Source organism: Daejeonella sp. JGW-45, from assembly GCF_029360805.1.
GTDB lineage: Bacteria > Bacteroidota > Bacteroidia > Sphingobacteriales > Sphingobacteriaceae > Daejeonella.
This window is the reverse complement of record NZ_JARKNC010000010.1, coordinates 516,322-539,390: the sequence shown is the minus strand read 5'-3', so window position 1 is coordinate 539,390 and position 23,069 is coordinate 516,322. Positions and strand designations below refer to the sequence as shown.

Below are 23,069 nucleotides of genomic sequence, written 5' to 3'. Positions count from 1 at the left end.
CTATATGCAGTTATTTAACAAGTTAGGTACGCTCACCAAACCCTTTGAACCCCTTAAGAATGGTGTCTTTGCCAGATTGTATCTTGCTCAGACCGTCAGTCTGCTGGGTGATGCATTTACCTGGGTTGGGCTGGCCCTTATATCTTACCAATTTGGAAAGGAAAATGCGGCAGTAATTCTGGCTTCTGCCCTTACCTTACGTGTTACTGCTTTTATCGTGTTTTCTCCTTTTGCCGGTGTTTTGGCAGATAAAATTGACCGCAAGAAGATCCTGTACATTACGCACTTTATCCGGATGGTTATTGTGGCTTGTTTCCCGTTCATCACAGACGAGTGGCAGATCTACTTACTGGTGTTTTTACTCAATGTTTTTAATGCCTTTTTTACACCTACCTACAAAGCCATCATTCCGCATATTGTCAGTAAAACAGATTACCGGCAGGCAATAGGATTGTCTACCGGCACCTACCAATTATTAGGTATTCTGGGGCCTGGCCTGGCAGGTATAGTGACGATATGGTTTGGAGCGAGACAAATATTCTTTATTGATGCAGCATCCTTCGTTATCGCCGGAATATTAATTTTCACACTGCCGGGCGCTCAGATCCAGGGGCCCAAAGCTGTTGGTAAGAAACTCTCGACTTGGCAAGACGTTTTGAAAGGCGTCCGCTTGTTATTTGGCAATAAGTTGTTACAATTCGCATTGGCTATAGAATTTATCTCCGCTGTCGCGGGAGCACAAATTTTAGTAAACACTGTTGCCCATATTAAATCAGGACTGCAGCTTACCGACAAGCATTACGGGATTGTCATGGCATTTTTTGGAATAGGCGCTTCAATTGCTGCCTTTCTATCGGGAAGCATTGATAAATCAAGATCACGGACTATTTCGCTGATTACCGGGGCACTGTTTTTAGGATTTGCCATAATCGGAGCAAACTATTTGAGTTATTATCCTTTACTACTGCTATGGTTGCTTGCAGGATTGGGGCAAAGTTTAGCCGAAATTCCGTCAGAGACACTTATAGGAGAGAACATTGATGAACATGAGCAGGGGAAAGTGTATGGTTCACATTTTGCGTTTTCGCATCTATGGTGGGCTATTGCTTATCCCATTGCAGGCTATCTCGGTACTCAGTACCCCAACACAAATTTTTTAATTGGTGGGTTTATGACCCTGGGATTATTGACCGCTGCGGTTTTATTCTTTAGGGCAAAAAACAAAAAATTACGTTGGAATACAGTTTCAAGCAGCTATTAAATCATTTACTTATGAACATTACAAAAGTATTTTTTTCACGTCAGTTCCTTTGGGAGATCGTTCGGATTCTCACAGTCGGAATAACCAGCCTATTGTTTTATTTAGAGGTTATTCCCCTGCCTGTTTTGCTTGCAGCGATGGCTTTCGGGCTTTTCTCTCTGGTTAAAACCGCCGGACAGGATCTTATCAAAGAAAGAAAGATCGGTACGGAGATATTTATCACTATTGCGGTCATCATATCTGTTTTGGGAAAGGAATACCTTGCCGGGGCGGTTGTGCTAATGATCATACTGATTGCAGAATATATTGCCAGCGCAAGTGGTGAAAGAGCTAGGGCTTCCATTAAAGAGTTGATTGGTTCGGTGCCAAAGACCGCTGTTGTAAAAAAAGGTGATAAAGAAGAAACCGTCCAAATAGACGACCTAAAGATCGGAGATATTGTTTTAGTTAGGGCGGGAGAGAAAATTCCGGTTGATGGAAAAGTTACAGGGGGCGCAGGTTCCGTTAACCAGGCTCCCATCACGGGAGAAAGCGTTCCGCAGGAAAAAGTTGTAGGCAGTGATGCTTTCGCAGGAACTATTGTTGAATTAGGAGCACTTGATATTGAAATGACGAAAGCAGGAAAGGACACCGTTTTTTCACGTATTATAACTTTGGTGGAAGAAGCAGAAAATGAACAGGCTCCTATCGAAAAGCTTACCGATAAAGTGGCTTCGTGGCTTATTCCTGTTGTATTTCTTTTTGTTGGCGCTGTTTATTTTTTTACTCGTGATGTAAAGCTTGTAATTGCCTTATTGATTTTTACTTCTCCAGCAGAATTAGGACTGGCAACCCCTCTGGTTACCATTGCTGCGATTGCCCGTGCAGCACGGGAAGGAATTCTTGTTAAGGGCGGTAAGTTTTTAGAAGAACTTGCCAAGGTTACTACAATTGTCTTTGATAAAACAGGAACATTAACAGCCGGAACTCCCGCAGTAAACCGTGTTGAAATAATTGATAAGAGTTTTAATGAAAATAATTTAGTGCAATTAGCTGCTGCTGCTGACAGGCGTTCAAGCCATCCATTAGCAAAATCAATTTTAAGCTATGCCGATAAATTAAAACTCACTTATGTTGAGCCGGAAAATTTTGAAGTAATAAAAGGGCGAGGTGTTTCAGCGAAAGTGGAAGGCAAGCAAGTTTTACTGGGCAATAAATCTTACATGGAAGAAAGCAAAGTGCCTATGTCTGCAACTTCAGAAAACCTTACCGATACAGCTATCTATCTTTCGGTGGATAATAAATTAGCAGGCATTTTCTATATATCAGATGCGATACGGGAGGGCGCAAAAGAAATGATAGAAGGTCTTAGAAAAAGTGGTGTAAAAAATATTGTAATGCTTACCGGTGATAATCCAGAAACAGCTAAACACGTTTCAGAGCAGGTAGGCATAACAGACTTCAGAGCAAACTTATTGCCTGAGGATAAAATTAAAATTGTAAAAGAACTTCAAAGCAAAGGTGAAAAAGTGGCTATGGTAGGTGATGGTATAAATGATGCCCCTGCTTTGGTTCAGGCAAACATCGGTATTGCTATGGGAGCAATGGGCACAGAGGCTGCAATGGAAGCTGCTGATATTGTTCTGATGCAGGATAAACTGGAAAAGATAGGAAGAGCAAGGGCTATTAGTAAAAGGGCTTTTCGGACGATTAAAGAAAATATTATTGTGGGAGTTGGAATTGTGCATGTAATCGGTATTACATTGGTTTTAATGAGAATACTTGGACCGGTGCAGGCAGCGGCTATTCATCTGCTTCCAGATACTTTAGTTTTTATAAATTCAATAAAACTTTTACGGGTAAAAATTCAAGATTAAGAGCATACTAAGATTTCACTAATAATTACACACCGAATAAATTAATTAACAATGAACAAATCAAAAATGAAAACAATCAAATCAATTGCCTTAGCATTTAGCCTGCTGATTGCTGGCTCCACAATCTCTTATGCACAAACAGGAGGGCATGCGCACAAAGCTCCTCATGGCGGTATGATACAGACAGCTGGTAAATACCACATTGAAATGGTAAAAGGAGCCGACAACATCCGTTTCTATTTGCTGGATACCAAAGAAAAAACCGTTTTGAATAAAGGAGTTAAAGGAACTGTCGTTTTTGAATTTGCAAACAAAACAAAGGCAACTGCCCCACTTAACATTGGTGATGAAAGTGCTTTTCTGGTAAACAACCCCCGGGCAAGCATATTCGCTTATTGTACAGTATCATTTAATGTAAAAGGTAAAAATGTTAGTGCAAAATTCAAGAATGATGTTCCGCAGGCAGTCCTTGAACATGGGCATGAACATTGATAATTCTTTTAAATATCACCTCATTCATAAACATTTAAAAAAATACACATGAAAAAATTATTTATTACAGCGACCCTGGCTTGTCTTATATTTTCAGCCTGCTCAAACAGTTCTAATAACTCAACAGATACTTCAGCCACAGCCGGGGACTCTCTGATTACCGACACCATCAGCACAAGTAATGCAGACAGTACGAAATCCGCGGCAGAGAAAATGGCAAAGGATAGTGCCGATGCTGCTCATGGACATTCACATTAATAAAATTTAGCAAACTCTTCTCTCTTTTCGTTTATCGAGAGAAGAGTGTTAAATGATTAAAAAATTATTATGCATTTTAAAAAAATAGTATCACTCGCTGGATTGCTCATAATATACGGCATGGGTAATAATGTATTGGCTCATGGTGTGGATGGAGACACACAAACATTTTTAACTGGAAATGATGGCGTAGCCTTTGGTCCCTTCCTGTACATCGGCGCTAAGCACATGCTTACAGGTTATGACCATTTGCTATTCTTAGTAGGGGTTATATTTTTCCTGTACCGCCCCAAAGAAGTATTGCTCTATGTGAGCTTTTTTACAATAGGCCATAGCGTGACTTTGCTTTTCGGCGTAATGAGTAATATAGCTATTAATGCTTTTCTCATAGATGCCATCATTGCCCTTTCGATAGTTTATAAGGGCTTCGATAATTTAGGGGGCTTCAAGCGGTTTTTTGGAACCCAACCCAATACAAAAGCAGCGGTATTAATTTTTGGCCTGTTTCATGGATTCGGCCTGGCAAGTAAATTACAGGATTTCAAATTTGCCAAAGAAGGGTTGTTTACCAATTTGCTGGGCTTCAATATTGGGGTAGAAATAGGGCAGTTTATTGCGCTGGCTGTCGTCCTGATGATTTTTACATTATGGCGAAGATCACCGAGCTTTATCCGGTTTTCCACACTTACAAACACCATGCTTATGGCCGCAGGATTTCTATTATTAGGTTACCAGTTAACAGGTTATATCACATCATAATTATTAAATCATGTCAGAAATAAAACATCCGATATTAGGGAAAAAACAGATCATAAAGGCTGTAATCATTTCAATGATTATCGGCTTTGTGCTTCTAATAACTGCAATATTACCAGCGGAATATGGAATCGACCTCACAGGTGCAGGCAAACTTTTCGGCTTTAGCAGGTTGTATGTACCTGAAGATGGCGACAATGCGCCTGCCGGATCAGGAGGCGTGGTGCTAAATAACTTTCCACTCATTAAAATGGAAAAAGCCGGTTCAGGGCCAGAAGTCCACAGACCAGTTGAGGCAGATAACCCACCCCCCGAAACACAGTTACCAGAAAGGCAAGATAGTGTTCAGGTGGTAGTTCCGGCTGGAAAGGGACTTGAATATAAAATTTATCTGCTGAAGCACGGTAAGATGAAGTATGAATGGACAACTGACAACGGTGTACTTTACTTTGATTTTCATGGTGAAGTAAAGCAGGCAAAAGAAGCTAAGGCAGTTTATTTTGAAAGCTATACTATTGCTAATTCGAATAATATGGTCGGCACTTTTTTAGCGCCGTATGAAGGTAAGCATGGTTGGTTTTTCCGGAATACAAGTGAAAAGGATGTTGTTGTTACATTGAGGTTAAAGGGGCAGTATACCCTGTGATTTAACAACAGATAACATGTGTATTATTGAGAGTTTGGTAAAAGTTGCCAGATACTAGGCTTAGAATATTCATCAAACTGAAGAAATGAAATGGATCACAAGAGAACAGCCAAAAATCGATCGCATAGCCTGCCCTGGTTGATCAAACGCTTTGTGGATGCCGACGCGGAAATTATTTACGTGCCCTAGAAGTCATGCGCCAGGCTTCTGTTTTGCAGGCGGCACCTTCGATATGCCTGACGTAGAATTTACGCATTATGAGGACCGGTGTACGATCGACTATTTCCTGGAAAAATATAAATTAGTCGTTCCTGCATCACAAACTATGGCCGTCATCGTAAGAGGTGCTGATACAGATGTTCATCATCTGGCTAGTTAGGCCTCAGGCCTGTGGGCAATATCAGCTGGTTTGGCATTCAACTACAAGGATGATAATGAGTTGCTTGAAAAAGGAATACGGATATACGACGCGCTGTATAGCTGGGCAAAACAACTTCAGGATGTAAAGCACACGCAAAATCCTCCGGAGCACTTGCTTCGGGAAGTATACAGCGGTATTTGAAACAGAAAAAAGGTGAGAAGAAAAAACTCCCGATTGGGTATAGGAACTCAGGGAAATAATACCGGATCAGATTGATATTAACCTGAATCTTAGTCTTAAAGAAATGTCCGAGGAGTTAGACGTACACCCGACATATCTTTCCAGGGAATTTTTAAGGCATTTTAACGACCTGTCGTTTGGTGATTACATCAGGAAGATGCGCATTGAAAAGCAATTGGTGTAATGGATTCAACCAGGTATTCATTATCTGAAATAGCATACCATACCGGTTTCTCAGACCAGAGCCATTTTGTCCGAATCTTCAAAAATATTATTAGAACAAGTTAGTTGTAATTTCCCTGTTCTTTATAATATTGATTACCTTACACCTTTTCCCTTCTCAATGTTCACTTCGCCGCACCATTTTGCTAAACTTAATTAGACGAAGAATAGGGTTAGCCTCAGTAAATATATTTTTTTGAATGGCAGCAAGCACAACAGATATTCATGAGGAATACGAGAAATCGTTCGAACAGGCTATGGAAATGCTTGAATCAGGGCATAAAAAACAAGATATTCTTAATTTTTTAGTATACACCGCCGAAAAGGCGGCTGGGTCTGATACGGTTTCTAGTATACTCGTGCTTGACAAAGACGGATTATTAAGGAATGCCGCATCTCCTGGGTTGCCTAGTGATTATATCAATAAAATTGATGGGTTGAAACCTAACGCCCGTGTAGGCACCTGTGCAGCCGCTGCTGCAACTTCTTCGATTATCATTACCGAAGATTTTTGCGCTGACGATAAGTGGGAAGAGCTACGTCATTTACCACTTGCATTAGGCTTTAAGAGCGCATGGAGCATGCCAATACTAAATGATCGGCAAAAGGTAATAGGTACCTTTGGAACCTACTTTTACCAACACCGAACTCCCACAATTCAAGAGATTGCAGGCGTTAAGCTTCTCGCAAATGCTGCCGCAAAGATTCTGGGAGACTAGATGAAACCGTTTGTAATTAGTTCTCACAATGAGAGCCAATCAAATACCTCTTAAAGCACGGCTGATTATGATGGCAACCATGTCCGTTGATTTGGATCATTTACTGGTTAACCATTTATGATCCTAACCGATGCAGTATAGAATTTCACCCTTTACATTCTTATCTGGCTGTGGGGATTTGTATAGGATTATTATTTTTCCCGAATGCGATTAATTGCTATTGATTTAGTTATACACATGGCACTCGATTATGTGGATTGCTTTATATGAAGTATTTTGCTATTGAGTAGCTAGTAGCGCAATTGATTTAATTTTGCATATATAATTCAATATTTTCTAAATGATTAAAGAATATTTAAAACATAAGTTTAAGAACTTCGAACCTGCTCTTATGGAAAAAATTGAGCAAAACGCCTCAATAAAAGAGTTTGAGCCGGACGAGATACTAATGACCACTGGTCAATATTTTCGGTCCACGATGCTTGTAGTAGAAGGAAGAATTAAACTTTATCGTGAAGGTCCGGAGGGTGGTGAGTTCTTCATGTATTACCTGGAGCCAGGCAATGCATGTGCCCTTTCTATGATTTGCGCAGCCAAAAAAGAGGCGAGTGAAATTATGGCTAAGGCTGTTGAAAAGACGAAGGTAATTACCCTGCCTATCGAACTCATGGATGACCTGATGCGCAATTATAAAACATGGTATTATTTTGTATTGGAAACCTATAGGTCACGATATGAAGAACTCTTAGTAGTTATCGATCACATCGCATTTAAAGGTATGGACGAGCGTCTTGATTTTTATCTCCGCAATCAGGTGATGAAATTGCAGACAAAAGAACTCAAAATTACTCATAGTGAGATTGCCTCGGATCTAAGTTCATCCAGGGAGGTCATTTCCCGCCTATTGAAGAAAATGGAACAGAAAGGTGATCTGCTATTGCATAGAAATTATATTGAATGGTTGAGATAACTCTAACTAGTCAATTCTAATCCTTTAACCTGGCGGTGACATTTGTCACCCTGATTGGTTTTCTGCTTAGGTATTTTTGTGTTTACTAAGCGTAGCCATGGAAACAATAAGAGAAAAAATACTTACAAACTGGCATTTAATCAGATGGGTCAGACTTATCATGGGCTTGTTGATCGCTTTCCAAGCCTTTCAGTCAAAGGATATATTATTTGGGTTACTTTCAGCACTTTTCATCTTTCAGGCAATAACGAATACCGGTTGTTGTGGCACTGCTGGTTGTTCTGTTGATAGCCGGGATAAGAATTTATGATGATCCGTTAGATGAAAAGGGTTTAATGCTGATATAAAATTGCTCTTAACCCAAGGCGAACAATTAAATCTTTAAATTAACAGTTAAAGAATACCGGCCAATCCTTCCTGTGTCCGTAAATATGTAAAGTCCTGTCTTGAAAAATCTATTCAAATTGCAGGTGTGACTAAAGTCACCGTCTAGCTTCAGCTTTTCCACCACCTTTGTTTTTCTATTTAAAATCATGGAAATATTAGGTTATCTGGCTGCTGCATTAATTGGGATCTCACTGGGATTAATTGGCGGTGGCGGTTCTATCCTGACAGTTCCTGTTATGGTCTATCTTTTTGGCTTAAATCCATTGCTAGCTACATCCTATTCCTTATTCATTGTGGGTTCTACCAGCCTGATTGGAGCGGTGAACAATTATAGAAATGGACTTGTAAATACTAAGGCAGTCTTTTTCTTTGGATCAGCCTCTATTGTTACTGTGTTTATAACCCGCAAATTTATAGTGCCTGTCATTCCGGAAAATATCGCTGTTATTAATGGTTTTACCATTACCTGGTCTTTTTTAACCATGGCGCTTTTTGGAATCCTCATGCTGCTGGCCTCAGTAAGTATGATTAGAGATTCTAAGTCTTCCGCTCCTGAGAAGGAATGTCCGGAGTGTATTAAGTTTTTCAAGTTACTGGGCTATGGTATAACAATTGGGGTTGTTACCGGGCTGTTAGGAGCAGGAGGTGGCTTTTTGCTGATTCCGGTTTTGATATACCTTATTAAATTACCAGTTAAAAAAGCCATTGGCACTTCGTTAATGATTATAGCTCTTAATTCACTGATCGGATTTACGGGAGATCTTGGTCATATTCTAATTGATTGGACCTTTCTTTTAAAAATTACAATGATTGCTATTACGGGGATAATTATAGGAGGATCTATTAATAACAAAGTATCCAGTGACAAATTAAAGAAGGGTTTTGGCTGGTTTGTACTCGTAATGGGTATATATATCATCTTAAAAGAAGTTATCAGATAGCATCCCTTGTGACAAAAGTCACCAAACGATTAACTCTAAATACTCAATTTTGTACGCTACATCTATAATAAAATAGAATTACTTGTATTGTAACCTTAAATAGGATAAGAAACGATGTTTAATAGCTTTTTTAAAAAGAACGAAAACGATCTGGATGGATACCATTTTAGAAAGAATTTTCAAAATACTGACAATGCCATATTGGTAGACGTAAGGACCCCTGATGAATATAATAGCGGAACCATTCTCGGTTCCGTCAACATAGATTTTTTGGGTGCTGATTTTCAGGCTAAAATCAAGCAACTTGACCCTGATAAATCTTACTTTTTATTCTGTAGAAGCGGTAATAGAAGCGGAAGTGCGGCCAAAGTTATGGAGGGTCTGGGCTTAAACTCATATAATCTGGTTGGGGGTATCGGAGCCTGGCCTGAAATGTAATCACCTCATACAGCAAAGAAAAAATAAGAATGAAGCCCATTAATATTTTAATCCCAACCGATTTTTCGAAGGTAAGTGAACAGGCCTTTCTCATGACAGAACTCCTTTCCAGGAAGATTCCTGTAAAAGTCAATCTGTTGCATGTTATTGAAGCGAATAGCTCTGTCATATCAGAGAATCTGAACGACGTTAGTAACAAATTAACTATTGAAAAAAAGGAACAGGAAGTGTTAAAACAGTTTGATGCTTTACACAAGGCGGGGAGAATCTTTGATCCTTTACTTAAAACTGGCTTACTTACAGATCAAATCCATTTTACATCATTGGATATAGGCGTAGACCTGGTCATTATGGGGACTAGTGGGGCCAGTGGTTTTATGGAAAAGGTATCCGGATCGGAAGCCCAGCATGTGGTTAGACATCTGGATGTACCGGTGATCACTTTAAGACCGGCAACAAGTATAAATAATTTAGAAAATATCCTTTTAGTCGCCGATTTTGAGTACTTCGGAAAGGGTATACAAATTGACCTGATCAGGCAAATTGCTGAGGCTTTTGGAAGTACAATTCATTTATTGCAGATACTCAAAGAGGAGGATGAGGCTTATGCAGATCAGATTGAAGCCCAAATGAAGTTCTTCGCTGAGGAACATCAGCTTAAATATTTCAAAATACACCTGTACCGGGATCACAAGGTGACAGATGGAGTAAAAAATTTCAACCGGGAATCAGAAATGGATCTGGTGTGTATCAGAACGAATGGGCGTAAAGGATTGAGTCATTTACTATTTGGAAGTATCGCAGAACGGCTGGTTAATCACTGTCAAAAACCCTTATTTACTTTTAAATTACGAGAATCACTACATGCTTGAACTGATTAAACAACCCTGGCCCTGGTATACATCGGGAGCAATGATTGGATTTACAATGGTTTTGCTCATTTATTTTGGAAAATCTTTTGGTGTTTCTTCAAATTTGAGAACCTTATGTACCATAGCTGGAGCTGGCGCAAAAGTTAAATTTTTCGATTTTGACTGGAAGACGCAGAAATGGAACCTACTGTTCCTGGTGGGCTCTGTTTTTGGCGGACTATTGGCTTCAACTATACTTAAAAGTGATCAGCCTTTAAAACTATCTGAAGCTACCGTGCAAGATCTGAGATCATTAGGTATAACCTTTGATGGTGAGCTGAATCCTTCAGATATTTTCGGGCCTGACTTTGCACTAAGCGTTAAAGGGTTTATAATCCTGCTTACAGGAGGCTTGCTCGTGGGTTTTGGAGCCAGGTATGCCGGAGGATGCACCTCAGGACATGCTATCAGCGGATTGTCAAATCTGCAGTTACCTTCGCTCCTGGCAGTAATTGGATTTTTCGCCGGGGGCTTACTGATGACTTATTTATTATTACCATTGATCTTTAAAATATGAAAAGCCTGAAGTTTATTGTTACAGGGGTATTATTCGGTATAATAATGGCTAAATCAGAAGCTATATCATGGTATCGCATACAGGAAATGTTCCGTTTTCAGTCATTTCATATGTTTGGGATCATTGGAACTGCTGTGCTTCTTGGAGCCTTGGCAGTGTATTTATTGAAGAAGTTCAAAATACGGGATTATCACGGGAATCCTATAGTTTTTCAGGACAAGGATAAGAGCTTTCCACGGTATCTGATCGGGGGTTTGATTTTTGGCTTAGGGTGGGCTTTAACAGGAGCCTGTCCGGGACCTATGTTTGTAAATATAGGTTATGGATATTGGGCAATGATCATTGTGGTTCTTGGCTCTTTGGTAGGAACATACATCTACGGTTTAATTAAAGACAGACTACCGCATTGAATTGAAGGAATTAGAAGGATATACAAATTAAGCACCATGAAAATAATCTTAAGTATACTCGCCGTAATTACAACTTTCGGCACATTTGCACAGCAGTTCCCTAACAAGGGACTGGCTGGAACAAATGATCCCTGGTCAAAAAATCAGTTAATTCAGCCTGGTCAATTGGCTGCTCTAATAAATAATTCTAAAGCTGCAAAGCCTTTAATTTTCAATATCGGTGTTGTAGAAGATATTAAGGGGGCCAAAAACATGGGCGCTGCCAGCGAAAAAGAAAACCTTGAACGATTCAAAAAAGCGCTTACCAAACTGCCTAAAACTACATCAATTGTCGTGTATTGCGGGTGTTGTCCGTTCGAAAAGTGTCCAAATATTCGCCCCGCTTTTAAAGCTTTACAGAGCAGTGGGTTTACAAAAGCCCGCTTATTAAACCTCCCTACAAACATTAAAACTGACTGGATCAATAAGGGTTATCCTCTTGCCAAATAGTGTCTGATCAAGCCAGACTAGGCCTCCGGGAAAATTGGAAACAGTTTTCTCTTTTGGTTCTCGTGAATGCCTTTGTTGGGGGAATGGTTGGCATGGAACGTACTATTATTCCTGAACTGGCCATGCAGGAATTCTCTCTTGCAACACAGTCAGCGGTTCTTTCCTTTATTGTAGTATTTGGTCTTACCAAGGCAGCCAGCAACTATTTTGCCGGTGCATTATCAAACAAAATCGGCAGAAAAAATTTACTGGTCTACGGATGGATCATTGCTCTGCCCGTTCCTTTCTTCTTGATTTATGCCACTCATTGGAACTGGATCATCGTCGCTAATATATTTCTAGGGATCAGTCAGGGCTTAACCTGGTCATCTACCGTTGTAATGAAAATTGACCTTGTAGGAGAGAAGGATCGCGGCTTTGCTATGGGACTGAATGAATTCGCCGGATACCTGGCCGTTGCATTAGTGGCTCTGCTTACCGGGTACATTGCCAGCACCTATGGATTAAGACCTTACCCTTTTTACATTGGAATCAGCTTATCGCTACTGGGCTTATTAGCAAGTATTTTTCTGATAAAAGATACCAGGAAATTTGCTCTTCATGAAAAGAAATTTTCATTAATAGAACCCCTTAGGCATATTTTTCTTGATACTACATTCAGACATAAAAATCTTTCTTCAATTACCCAGGCAGGTTTAGTTAATAATTTAAACGACGGAATGGTTTGGGGCTTATTACCTGTTTTGTTGGCTGCCAAAGGCTATGGACTTAAAGAAATTGGAATAGTTGTTTCTGTCTACCCGGCAATTTGGGGCCTTGGTCAACTATTTACAGGGAAACTAGCTGATAAATTTCCCAAAAAGGCCTTGTTATTTTGGGGGATGTTGATGCAGGGTATCGCCATTATATTTATGGGATATGCTACTGAAATGTATTACTATATATTGATCTCCGTAATACTTGGTCTGGGAACGGCAATTGTTTACCCTGCATTTTTAGCAGCCATTGCAGACTATACCAATCCTGGGCAAAGAGCAGAGAGCATAGGTGTTTTCCGTTTATGGCGGGATTCCGGATATGTTTTTGGGGCGCTTTTATCAGGCGCCCTGGCTGATGCTTTTGGTCTTGAGGTTGCTGTGATAAACATTGGTGTCCTCACGGCTTTATCTGCATTACTGATAAAATTCAGGATGTCCTGAGTTTTTATACAATGCTTCAGATCATTTATGCTTTTTCAGCATGAATATAAAACTTGAATTATGTGACAATTGTCACCTTACCTTCTAATTGACAACAGTAAATTTGAAATGGTTGATAGCGTTAACCTAAATCCAATACGATGATAAAAAACATGGGGAATCTTGATCGCATACTTCGATTTGTGATCGCTATCGTGATCGCGGTGCTTTATTACACCAATGTTATTTCAGGTACCAACGCCATCATTTTACTGGTTGTTTCTGTTGCATTCATCATAACCAGCTTCATTGGTTTTTGTCCCCTGTACTCTCCATTTGGTATACGAACGAAAAGGACAAATCAATAATTTCTTAATTCAATTATACTCCACCTTAATAATTGGAGGAAGAAAGTTATAATTCAATGGGCAAGAATAAGTTAAATGAAACGGAAAAGGCATTACTTATAACTTCAAGAGCGGCAGGTATTATTTCGATATTATTTATCGTGGTGGCTGGGATTTTAGTAAGTGTTATATTTAGTCAGCGGAAAAATGAAAATGAAGACCAAGTTGCTTCCTCAGAATTTCAACCTGTTCCGGATCAAACTGCTGCCGAAACATCTAAAGAGGTGGTTAACTATTGGAGTCCTCCCTCAGAAACATCCATTCCTTCGGATAATTATGGTGAAACTATAAGGTATGGGAAGGAATTGATAGCCCATACTTCAACTTATCTGGGCCCTAGAGGTACGGTAGCTAATATAAGTAACGGGATGAACTGCCAGAATTGCCATTTAGATGCGGGTACCAAACCATTTGGCAACAATTATTCAGCAGTATATGCCACCTATCCAAAATTTCGTGCCCGATCGGGAACTAAAGAAAGTATAGAGAAAAGGATTAATGACTGCTTTGAAAGGAGTTTAAACGGGAAGCCGCTCGAGAGTTCCAGTAAGGAAATGAGAGCCATGATCGCCTATATAAAATGGCTGGGAACCGGAGTGGAAAAGGGCAAAACACCCGAAGGAGCCGGGCTGCAGAAATTAGCTTTTCTTGACCGGGCTGCAGATCCTAAAATGGGCTCTGCGGTTTATAAAGCTAAGTGTATTTCTTGTCATGGTAAGAACGGTAAAGGGTTGCTTAATCCCGATAATACCAGCTATACCTATCCGCCTTTATGGGGAGATCATAGTTATAATGATGGCGCCGGTCTATACAGAATAAGCAGTTTTGCCGGTTTTGTCAAGAATAATATGCCTTTAGGAGTCTCACATGAAAATCCTCAGCTTACAGATGAAGAAGCATGGGATATAGCTGCTTTTGTGAATTCCAGACCCAGGCCTCATAAAGATCAAAGGAAAGACTGGAAAGATTTAAGTAAGAAACCCATAGACTTTCCATTCGGGCCATACGGGGATAAATTTTCTGAAGAACAGCACAAATATGGCCCCTTTAAACCGATAGTACAGAAAGGGAGCTAACTGTAAAACCTAAATGACTAGTCCAGCAAATATGTTTTCAAAAAAAGAATCTAATCTCTGTAACTGCGGTAATGCCCGCCGTACATTCCTGAAAACCGCAGGTATGGCTGGTTTAGCATTTTCTGGCCTGCCGCAGGTAGCTTCTGCTATTTCAGGCAATGAGTATCATACCTCAGAGATTATAAAGAGCCATGCGGTCAAAGCAGGTAAAGCCAACCATATTACCCTCTTACATACTGCGGATATACATGCGCAACTGTATACGCATGATGAATTTTTCTGGGAAAATAATCTTCCGGTTTATAAAAGAAGAGGCGGCTTTGCAGTCCTGAAAACAATGATAAATACCCTCAAAGCCCAAAATCCTGGGAATACACTTGTTATAGATGGAGGAGATTGTTTTCAGGGGGGAGCCGTTGCAGCGTTGAGCGAAGGTCAGGCTATCGTTCCGCTGATCAATAATATAGGTTATGACCTGGTATTACCCGGAAACTGGGAAGTTGTTTACGGCAAAGAAATGATGCGAAAAGATATGGGCAACTACCACGCCCAGAAGATCTGTGCCAACATGTTCCATGATACAAAGGATAGTGAAAACGGTGACCTAATGTTTCCGCCGTATTGGACCAATAATCTGGGAGGGATTAAAATCGGCTTTATCGGCTATAATGATCCCCTAACACCAAAAAGGCAGTCGCCAGCCTACAGCGCAGGTATAAAATTTACCAAGCCTGATCTGAATGTGGCAAAATATGTTCGAATGCTAAGAGATTACGAGAAATGCAGCATGGTTTTCCTTGTTACACATATGGGTCTTGCTCAACAGGTTGATTTGGGAAATAATAAGGAAATCGAAGGAGTAGATTATATATTGGGCGCTGATACCCACGAAAGAGTAAGAAAGCCAATTGAAGCAAAGTATGCGAAAGTAACAGAACCAGGCGCATTCGGATCATTTATATCACGCTTGGATATTGTTGTGGAGAACGGTAAAATAAAGGATCATAATTATCAATTGTTAGATGTCGATCCGGATCTATACAAAGCGGATCAGGAGATGATAGATTTAGTAAATAAAGCAAGAGAACCTTACAAGGAGAAACTAGATAAAGTTATTGGCATATCTACCGTGCCTTTGGTAAGGTATTATGTACTGGAAAATCCCATGGATAATATGATTACCGATGCCATTATGTGGAAATTTCAACCTGAGATTGCGCTCAGTAACGGGTTTAGATTCTGTCCTCCGTTATTGCCAGATGCTAAAACGGGTACAGCGGAAATTACCCATGAATTTTTATGGAGCATGCTGCCTGTAGACAGCGATGCCAAAGCCGGTGAAGTCACCGGTCAACAATTGTGGGACTGGCTGGAACGGGAACTACATAATGTTTTTGCGGAAAACCCGGCTGAGCGTTTCGGAGGTTGGGTGATCCGGTTTTCGGGCATGGAAATAGATTTTTCTGCAAACAACAGCAGGGGGAAGCGGCTTAACAGTGTAAAGGTAAAAGGAAAAATGATTGATACGAAAAAAATGTATAGCATCATTGCCTGTGAGAGAGAAGGCGACCCGGATGATACCCTATGCAGGGTAGAGCACGTTCAAAATCCAAAAAAACTTGGTGTTACCTTACACCAGATTATGACCGAATACTTGGCTGTCCATTCACCCGTATCTCCAAAAATAGATGGCCGGGTAATTGCGACAGATCAGCCGGCAGCATTACTTTCACAGCTGGAAGGCTACGATTATAAGTTTGTTTAATCTCATTTTACATATTTATCTCATGATAGCTTCATTGCCATTAAAAACAAACTATATTAAAATGAAAAATCTTTTGATCCCTTTTGCAGCATTAGTTTTAATCATCACAGTTAATCCAGCATTTTCTCAACAACCTCCTACCATTTTTACTGGCGCGGAAGCCAAACGCAAAAATTATAAAGCGCTCTATGTTTTAAATAACGGCGATGATAAAAAAATAAACGCTACGCTAAAAAATATTAAAAATGCCCTTGCTGACCCCCGGCTTGAAGGTAAACTGAATGTTGAATTAGTAGTGTTCGGAGATGGGGTTAAGGTATTCGACAAAACCGGGCCATTCGAAAAAACCTTGCTGGAGTTACAGGCAAAAGGTGTAATTCTTGCCCAGTGTGAAAATACGCTAAGGGAACGTAAAATTGATAAAAGCTCATTATTCTCTTTCATCTCATTTGTACCCAGCGGAAATGGTGAGATCATCATTCGACATTATCAGGGCTGGGCGATAGTTCATCCATAGGAAATTTTTGTAAAAATTTTTAAGCAAGTATTTATGAAAACTTTAATCGTTTTAGCCTTTTATATTCTCCCTGCATTGTCCCAGGCACAATCCAAGCAGGATACCTTATATGTTTATGGACCCGGCGGACCGGGGGCCGCCATGGAGGAATGCGCGAAAGTGTTTTCTATGAAACATTCCATATCTGTTAAAGTAACTGCAGGGCCAGAGCCAAAATGGATAGAGAAAGCAAAACAGAACGCAGACCTGGTGTTCGGAGGTGCCGAATACATGCTTACTCAGTTTAAAATGCAGCACCCGGGATTAATGGACAGTACTACAAGAACTGAATTATATAAAAGGCGGGCAGGAATTTTAGTTCGTCCTGGAAACCCTAAAAATATTACTTCACTGAAAGATCTGGCCAAACCAGGTATCAATATATTAGAAATTACCGGCGCCGGGCAATTAGGAATGTGGGAAGACCTGGCCGGAAGGCAAAATTTGATTGGAGGGATCCAAAAAAACATCAAAGGAGCTTTTGGTAATACTGCAATAGCAATTGATGCATGGAAGGCTGATACTAAATATGATGCAATAATAATTTTTGCATCGTGGCATAACAGGCTAAAGGATGTATCTGAGCTGGTAGAAATCCCCAAAAAGCAAACCGTATACAGGGGAACGCCTATTTCTGTTACAACCATTTCCAATCAAAAGTCAGAAGCCCGGCAATTTATACAGTTTTTGTTGTCTGCAGAAGGTCATGCTATTTTCAAAAAATGGGGATGGGAATAAAAAATAAAAAAAGAATAATTTGAAAGGAATACCTTAAAAATAAAAAATCATGGAATATTATTTTAGCAAAACAATTAAAGGAAGCTTCGACAATGCCATTCAAAAAGTAACTGATGCTCTTAAAGAGGAGGGTTTTGGCATACTAACTGAAATTGATATAAAAGTCACCCTAAAGAAAAAATTAGATGTTGACTTTTATAACTATAAAATCCTGGGAGCTTGCAATCCGCCATTTGCCTACAAAGCCTTACTGGCAGAAGATAAAATTGGAACCATGCTGCCGTGTAATGTAATTGTTCAGGAAAAAGTAGCCGGGGAGGTAGAGGTTTCGGCTGTAGATCCGGCAGCATCTATGAAGGCTATAGAAAATAGTGCTTTGAATGATATTGCACATGAAATCAGAGCTAGGTTGCAAAAAGTAATTGAAGCCTTATAGGGTTGTATGTTCGGTTGATGGGCATTCAAAGCGATCAAATCCTACAAAACCAAACCCTATGAACCGAAAACCGGTAAGCTCAGGCAAGCTTGTCTGATAAGGAAATCCGGGCGACCTTCATATCCATTGATTAAATCATATTCTGATGAAATTATCCATCGCCTATTTAAATGATGTACATGGCTACCTGGAGCCTCATCCGGAACTAATGTTTGATGCCGAAAGCCGGGAAACAAAAGTAATGGGAGGATATTCCCGTATCTACAGCCTGATCAAGGATATCCGCAGGCAAAACCTAAATACTTTAGTCCTTGATGGTGGTGATACATTTCATGGCACATTGCCGGTCGTTAAATCTAAAGGCGAAGCAATAGTTCCGGTATTAAATAAAATTGGATTTAATGCCATGGTTGGGCATTGGGATTTTGCCTATGGACCTGATCAACTGCTTAAGCTGAATGATCAGCTCAATTATCCGGTTTTGGGCATCAATGTTTACAAGAACGATGAAACCCTTTTTCTTAAGCCTTTTATTATCCAGGCAGTAGAAAGTGTAAAGATTGCCATAATTGGTATCTGCTCAAATATCATTGATAAAACAATGCCTGAAAATTTTAGCGATGGATTAAAAATAACAGACGGCACAGAGGAATTACCCCGCTACATCGAGCAGGTAAAAATGGAAGGAGCAGACCTGGTTTTTCTTCTTTCCCATAATGGTTATCCTCAGGACATAAAAATGCTTTCAGAGATTAAGGGCATTGACGTATGCCTGAGCGCTCATACACATAACCGCTTATCTGAACCAAGTCTGATCAATGATACCATTCTTATCCAATGTGGCTGCCATGGATCTTTTTTAGGCCATCTGGAGCTTGAAATTTTGGACAAGCAAATCAACAGCTATAAATACCAGCTTATTCCGGTTAACGATAGCATTGAGCCGGATAAAGAGATGGATCAGCTTATTGAAGCTATCATGAAGCCTTATCAAAAGTTGCAGAAGGAGCATGTGGGTGAAACCAGTATTTTACTGGATCGCTATAATACGCTGGAATCGTCTATGGACGATCTTTTACTACAATCCATCAAAGAAACCTCATCGGCTGATATCGCATTTTCAAACGGTTGGAGGTATGGGGTGCCTATCCCTGCCGGACCAGTGAATCGATGGGATCTGTTTAATATCATTCCAATGAATCCTCCCGTTTCAGTCGTTGAGCTTACAGGTAAAGAAATCCTCGACATGCTGGAAGAAAATCTCGAACGTACCTTTTCGGCAGATCCGATGAAACAGATGGGTGGTTATGTTAAACGGTGTCTGGGATTAACCGCTTATATCAGAATTGAAAACCCGAAAGGCTTCAGGCTACAGGACGTATTCATTGGAAAGGAGCATTTAAGACCCGGTAGTATTTACAAGGTTGCCTTCGTTACCCAACAGGGTGTGCCGAAGAATTTAGGTAAGAACCGGATCGATCTGAGTATACATGTAGTAGATGCCTTGACCAGCTTTCTTCAAAAAAATAGCCCTTATCGACCCCATCTGCCAAAATCTTTTTCTTTAATATAAATCGCTTACTCATAAGTCCTGCGAAGTAATTCATTACATACTCTGTGTTATAAAATCTCTCTGTGACCAAAATCACACAGCACGGGATTTTTTTTATAGAGATTTGTACTGTTCAAAAAAAGTAAACCATGAAGATTCAGCAATTTGAAGATAAATACCTGGCTCATTACAGCTATGCCATTCTTAGCGAATGTGAACGTAAGATAGTTTTAATAGATCCCTCAAGAAACCCAAAACAGTATTATGATTATGCGAAAGAAATGAGCGCAGATATTATTGCTGTAGTAGAGACTCATCCTCATGCTGATTTTGTGAGCAGCCACCTGGAAATCCATGAAACAACTGGCGCTAAGATTTATGCTCATAGTTTAACGGGAGTGAGTTACCCTTTTGAGCCTTTTGATGAAGGCTCTGAAATCAGTTTTGGAAAAATTAAGTTGAGAAGCTTGTACACTCCGGGCCATTCTCCTGACAGTATCTCCATTGTGTTAAATCATGATGGAAAAGATAAAGCGGTTTTTACCGGTGATACCTTATTTATCGGAGATTGCGGAAGACCGGATCTGCGTGAAGGCGCAGGAAACATTCAACAGAAAAGAGATGACCTGGCCAGGCAGATGTATTCTTCGTTAAGAAACAAATTAATGACTTTAAATGATGAAGTTCTGGTTTATCCGGCACACGGTGCTGGCACCTTATGTGGTAAAGGATTAAGTGAAGCTAATCGCAGTACTATAGGCGCCGAAAAAATCAGCAACTGGTCTTTACAGGAGATGACTGAAGAAAAATTCATCAAAGAACTTACTGCAGACCAGCCTTTTATTCCGAAATATTTCGGATATGATGTGGATCTGAACCGCAAAGGCGTCCCGGCGTTTGAGCCATCGGTAAATGCAGTGAAAATTTTAACAAAACCCACAGCAGATTCTTTAAATCCTGACATGCTCATTATCGACGCCAGTCCTCAGGACAAATTCAAGAAAGGGCATTTTTCTAATTCTTTCAATATACAATTGGGGGCTAAGTTTGAAACATGGCTCGGAAGCATTGTTTCTCCGGGAGAAAAGTTCTATTTGGCTGCATCAGATCAGGAGCAGTTAAATCAATTGATAGAACGTTCTGCCAGTATTGGCTATGAGTCGTTTATTGAAGCCGCTATTGTTTCCGATGAAGGTAAAGAAGAAATGGAAGTTGCTGATGTAGAGAAATTCAGAAACAATCCTGATCAATACAGTATCATTGATATTAGAAATAGTTCAGAATTCAAATCCGAACCTATATTTCCCTCAGCGAAAAACATTCCTCTGGGCGAATTGAGAGAAAGAATTAATGAGATCCCAACAGACAAACCTGTAATTGTACACTGCGCAGGGGGCTATCGTAGTGCGGCGGGAAGTAGTATCGTGAATGAAGCTATTGGTGATAAAACACAAGTATTTGACTTGGGCGAAGCTATAGAGCAGTTCGGGAAGCACTAATCTTACAGTGCTTTAAACCAGACAATCTGTTAACCTTTAACATATTTTAACACTCTTTTAATTATCAAATTGTATTTTTGCTGAAGCTGGAAAAGGATATGGGTATTAGATGTGGCGTAAATAATTTAATTGCTAATAAGGGGAAAACTCCGTTATTGGCTTTTTTTATTGCGCTTCTTATTCTGTCCTCCTGCCCTCTGAAACAAACTATTTACTCCTTGATAGGGAATTCAGAGACTGCAGTTCAAAAAGATCATAACAAAACCCGGCAGGTCAGGTCTTCTGCTCAAATGAGCCCTGCTCAATTATGCTTGTCAAGCTTTAAATCTGATGCGGATGTTGTTTATTCTCAGGTTGCTGGTCCGGATTTAAAGACACCTGTTTTTGTATTAGCCGCTTTTGCTATAGCATTTCATTTCCTGCGCATATTTTATGCTAGAACATCTCTAACAAATGCATTCGGAAAGAACGCGCTTGTCCCTGCTTATCCTATTCATGTCAAAAACTGCCTGTTTCGGATATAGAATCAGCGCCTGATAGGAATTTCCTGTTTCTACACTTATGCTTTTATTCTAAAAGCTAACTCAAATTTTTTAATTCTTATTAAACCTATTTTATGGTCATGCATAAGGTTTACCTTATGAGCATTTTTTTTGTGCTTGTAAGTATCAATACCTATTCACAAACTGAGCTAACATTAAATCAAGCCTGGGAAAAAGCGTATCAGGATTATCCTGAACTCAAAGAAAAGAATGCCCTTATTAACGCTGCTCAGTTCAACACGTTAACCGTGAAGAGTGGTATGTTACCCAATTCCCAGATGCAATTGCAAAATACCTACGGGACTTTTGAAGGAAGCGGAGGGGCCTTCTTTCCTTTACCAGGCATTTTTAATGTCAACGCAAATAACCCGGACAGTCAGGTTAAGACAACAGCTAATTCTTTTGGCTCTGTATTGATTGACTGGAATATTTACCAGTTTGGAAGATTAAGGCATAGTATCAGGGCAGCTAATAGCTTAACCGAACAAGCAAGGGGAGAATTCACCCTCAGCAAGCTAAATATTCAGACCAGTGTTACCCAGCTTTATTTCAATATTCTTTACTCTGACGCTTATCTAATCTGGGCAAAAAATAATAGTGAACGGGTAAAAAAAATCCTTGAAATTGCTATCAGTTTAGCTGATGCCGGAATAAAACCAGGCGCTGATACCTCGCTGGCTTCTTCATCGTACTTGCAAGCCCTTTCAAGAACAGACGAATGGAACGGGAAACTGGCAGGTGCAAAATTGCAGCTTTCGGAATTTATTCCTGATCTGGGAACCAATGTATCTATAAAGACTGATTTTTATTTAAAAACACCAATGGGGCTTTATCGTCCTGATAGTGTAAATAACCATCCCGTTTTAAATGTCTTAGAACAGCAGGTTACATATGGAAAGATTCGGCAAAAAGTGGAAGGCCGTAAGTTATTGCCAGCTGTTTCCTTATTAGGAGGCGCTTCCTTCCGGGGGAGTGGGATAGGTACTTCCGGTATAAATAACAGGTTAACCTCAGGATTCCAGAATGTCAGCAATAACTACCTGGCAGGAATAGGCTTAACCTGGAACATATCTGATATTTATTCCGGCTCTCTTGAAAAGAAGAGGGTAGCGCAGCAAATCATTGCAGCTCAGTCAAGATACGATCTTCAAAAAATCCAATTGAACACCGGTATTCAATCCATCAACGCCAAGATCACCGAACAGATCAAACAGGTAAGTAAGTCAGATTCGGCTGTTCAGAAATCTAAAGAAGCCTACGAACTTTACTTCGCCAGGTATGAAAGCGGACTGATAAATCTTACTGAGTTACTTCAAATTCAGTTATTGCTCCAGGAAGCCGAGAAGAGCAATATTGACGCTCACCAGTCCCTTTGGGACCAGATTATATCCAGAGCTGCGGCGACCAGCAATTTCACATACCTCTCTAATCAATTTTAAAGAAATA

At 40.0% G+C, this 23,069-nt stretch carries 27 protein-coding genes and 1 pseudogene; all 28 read left to right on the top strand.

Annotation, left to right across the window (positions count from 1 at the left end; all coding sequences use genetic code 11):
• Positions 1–4: 4 nt before the first annotated feature.
• The 28 genes and pseudogenes from P2W76_RS16025 to P2W76_RS15890 all read left to right on the top strand — a co-directional run bounded on the left by P2W76_RS16025 (position 5) and on the right by P2W76_RS15890 (position 23,062).
• Positions 5–1,261, top strand: coding sequence for an MFS transporter (locus P2W76_RS16025; RefSeq protein WP_276348907.1), 1,257 nt, complete (start codon positions 5–7; stop codon positions 1,259–1,261).
• A gap of 11 nt (positions 1,262–1,272) precedes the next feature.
• Positions 1,273–3,117 carry a cation-translocating P-type ATPase gene (locus P2W76_RS16020; RefSeq protein WP_276348906.1) on the top strand — a complete coding sequence of 615 codons (1,845 nt, stop codon included), beginning with the start codon at positions 1,273–1,275 and terminating at the stop codon, positions 3,115–3,117.
• Between the two features lie 51 nt (positions 3,118–3,168).
• On the top strand, positions 3,169–3,609 hold the full coding sequence (locus P2W76_RS16015; protein ID WP_276348905.1) for a hypothetical protein: 441 nt from the start codon (positions 3,169–3,171) through the stop codon (positions 3,607–3,609).
• Positions 3,610–3,657: 48 nt separating this feature from the next.
• On the top strand, positions 3,658–3,867 hold the full coding sequence (locus P2W76_RS16010) for a hypothetical protein (protein WP_276348904.1): 210 nt from the start codon (positions 3,658–3,660) through the stop codon (positions 3,865–3,867).
• A gap of 69 nt (positions 3,868–3,936) precedes the next feature.
• Complete coding sequence (locus P2W76_RS16005; RefSeq protein ID WP_276348903.1) at positions 3,937–4,626, top strand: HupE/UreJ family protein; 690 nt, start codon at positions 3,937–3,939, stop codon at positions 4,624–4,626.
• A gap of 10 nt (positions 4,627–4,636) precedes the next feature.
• Entirely contained in the window at positions 4,637–5,269 is a 633-nt protein-coding gene (locus P2W76_RS16000) for a hypothetical protein (protein ID WP_276348902.1), read from the top strand.
• A gap of 157 nt (positions 5,270–5,426) precedes the next feature.
• Positions 5,427–5,831: pseudogene (locus P2W76_RS15995) on the top strand (chromate resistance protein ChrB domain-containing protein).
• 222 nt (positions 5,832–6,053) lie between these two features.
• Entirely contained in the window at positions 6,054–6,158 is a 105-nt protein-coding gene (locus P2W76_RS15990; protein WP_276348901.1) for an AraC family transcriptional regulator, read from the top strand.
• A gap of 134 nt (positions 6,159–6,292) precedes the next feature.
• Entirely contained in the window at positions 6,293–6,811 is a 519-nt protein-coding gene (locus tag P2W76_RS15985) for a GAF domain-containing protein (RefSeq protein WP_276348900.1), read from the top strand.
• 340 nt (positions 6,812–7,151) lie between these two features.
• Positions 7,152–7,781: a Crp/Fnr family transcriptional regulator gene (locus P2W76_RS15980; protein WP_276348899.1), complete on the top strand. Its 630-nt coding sequence runs from the start codon at positions 7,152–7,154 to the stop codon at positions 7,779–7,781.
• Between the two features lie 97 nt (positions 7,782–7,878).
• Positions 7,879–8,091, top strand: a complete 213-nt coding sequence (locus P2W76_RS15975; RefSeq protein WP_276348898.1) for a hypothetical protein — start codon at positions 7,879–7,881, stop codon at positions 8,089–8,091.
• A 223-nt stretch (positions 8,092–8,314) separates the two neighbouring features.
• Positions 8,315–9,109 carry a sulfite exporter TauE/SafE family protein gene (locus tag P2W76_RS15970; RefSeq protein ID WP_276348897.1) on the top strand — a complete coding sequence of 265 codons (795 nt, stop codon included), beginning with the start codon at positions 8,315–8,317 and terminating at the stop codon, positions 9,107–9,109.
• A gap of 114 nt (positions 9,110–9,223) precedes the next feature.
• Positions 9,224–9,547 carry a rhodanese-like domain-containing protein gene (locus P2W76_RS15965; protein ID WP_276348896.1) on the top strand — a complete coding sequence of 108 codons (324 nt, stop codon included), beginning with the start codon at positions 9,224–9,226 and terminating at the stop codon, positions 9,545–9,547.
• A gap of 29 nt (positions 9,548–9,576) precedes the next feature.
• Positions 9,577–10,419 (top strand): universal stress protein, encoded by an 843-nt coding sequence (locus P2W76_RS15960; protein ID WP_276348895.1) that lies wholly within the window; start codon positions 9,577–9,579, stop codon positions 10,417–10,419.
• The gene (locus tag P2W76_RS15955) at positions 10,412–10,975 is read left to right on the top strand and encodes a YeeE/YedE thiosulfate transporter family protein (protein ID WP_276348894.1); all 564 of its coding nucleotides are present in this window, start codon (positions 10,412–10,414) and stop codon (positions 10,973–10,975) included. Before P2W76_RS15960 ends, P2W76_RS15955 begins: the two co-directional genes overlap by 8 nt.
• Positions 10,972–11,385, top strand: a complete 414-nt coding sequence (locus P2W76_RS15950) for a DUF6691 family protein (protein WP_276348893.1) — start codon at positions 10,972–10,974, stop codon at positions 11,383–11,385. The genes P2W76_RS15955 and P2W76_RS15950 overlap by 4 nt, the downstream gene beginning before the upstream one ends.
• 36 nt (positions 11,386–11,421) lie before the next feature.
• Positions 11,422–11,874 carry a rhodanese-like domain-containing protein gene (locus tag P2W76_RS15945; protein ID WP_276348892.1) on the top strand — a complete coding sequence of 151 codons (453 nt, stop codon included), beginning with the start codon at positions 11,422–11,424 and terminating at the stop codon, positions 11,872–11,874.
• Positions 11,874–13,073, top strand: a complete 1,200-nt coding sequence (locus P2W76_RS15940; protein ID WP_276348891.1) for an MFS transporter — start codon at positions 11,874–11,876, stop codon at positions 13,071–13,073. Before P2W76_RS15945 ends, P2W76_RS15940 begins: the two co-directional genes overlap by 1 nt.
• A 140-nt stretch (positions 13,074–13,213) precedes the next feature.
• A complete protein-coding gene (locus P2W76_RS15935) occupies positions 13,214–13,420 on the top strand; it encodes a DUF2892 domain-containing protein (protein ID WP_276348890.1) in 207 nt (68 codons plus the stop codon).
• A 56-nt stretch (positions 13,421–13,476) separates the two neighbouring features.
• Positions 13,477–14,535 (top strand): c-type cytochrome, encoded by a 1,059-nt coding sequence (locus P2W76_RS15930; protein ID WP_276348889.1) that lies wholly within the window; start codon positions 13,477–13,479, stop codon positions 14,533–14,535.
• Positions 14,536–14,548: 13 nt separating this feature from the next.
• Positions 14,549–16,300, top strand: coding sequence for a bifunctional metallophosphatase/5'-nucleotidase (locus P2W76_RS15925; protein WP_276348888.1), 1,752 nt, complete (start codon positions 14,549–14,551; stop codon positions 16,298–16,300).
• The gene (locus tag P2W76_RS15920; protein WP_276348887.1) at positions 16,293–16,817 is read left to right on the top strand and encodes a DsrE family protein; all 525 of its coding nucleotides are present in this window, start codon (positions 16,293–16,295) and stop codon (positions 16,815–16,817) included. Before P2W76_RS15925 ends, P2W76_RS15920 begins: the two co-directional genes overlap by 8 nt.
• A 33-nt stretch (positions 16,818–16,850) precedes the next feature.
• Entirely contained in the window at positions 16,851–17,594 is a 744-nt protein-coding gene (locus P2W76_RS15915) for a substrate-binding domain-containing protein (protein WP_276348886.1), read from the top strand.
• 49 nt (positions 17,595–17,643) lie between these two features.
• The gene (locus P2W76_RS15910; RefSeq protein ID WP_276348885.1) at positions 17,644–18,030 is read left to right on the top strand and encodes a DUF302 domain-containing protein; all 387 of its coding nucleotides are present in this window, start codon (positions 17,644–17,646) and stop codon (positions 18,028–18,030) included.
• 145 nt (positions 18,031–18,175) lie between these two features.
• The gene (locus tag P2W76_RS15905) at positions 18,176–19,603 is read left to right on the top strand and encodes a 5'-nucleotidase C-terminal domain-containing protein (protein ID WP_276348884.1); all 1,428 of its coding nucleotides are present in this window, start codon (positions 18,176–18,178) and stop codon (positions 19,601–19,603) included.
• Between the two features lie 128 nt (positions 19,604–19,731).
• A complete protein-coding gene (locus tag P2W76_RS15900; protein WP_276348883.1) occupies positions 19,732–21,081 on the top strand; it encodes an MBL fold metallo-hydrolase in 1,350 nt (449 codons plus the stop codon).
• A gap of 77 nt (positions 21,082–21,158) precedes the next feature.
• On the top strand, positions 21,159–21,605 hold the full coding sequence (locus tag P2W76_RS15895) for a hypothetical protein (RefSeq protein WP_276348882.1): 447 nt from the start codon (positions 21,159–21,161) through the stop codon (positions 21,603–21,605).
• Positions 21,606–21,721: 116 nt separating this feature from the next.
• Complete coding sequence (locus P2W76_RS15890; RefSeq protein ID WP_276348881.1) at positions 21,722–23,062, top strand: TolC family protein; 1,341 nt, start codon at positions 21,722–21,724, stop codon at positions 23,060–23,062.
• Positions 23,063–23,069: the final 7 nt, after the last annotated feature.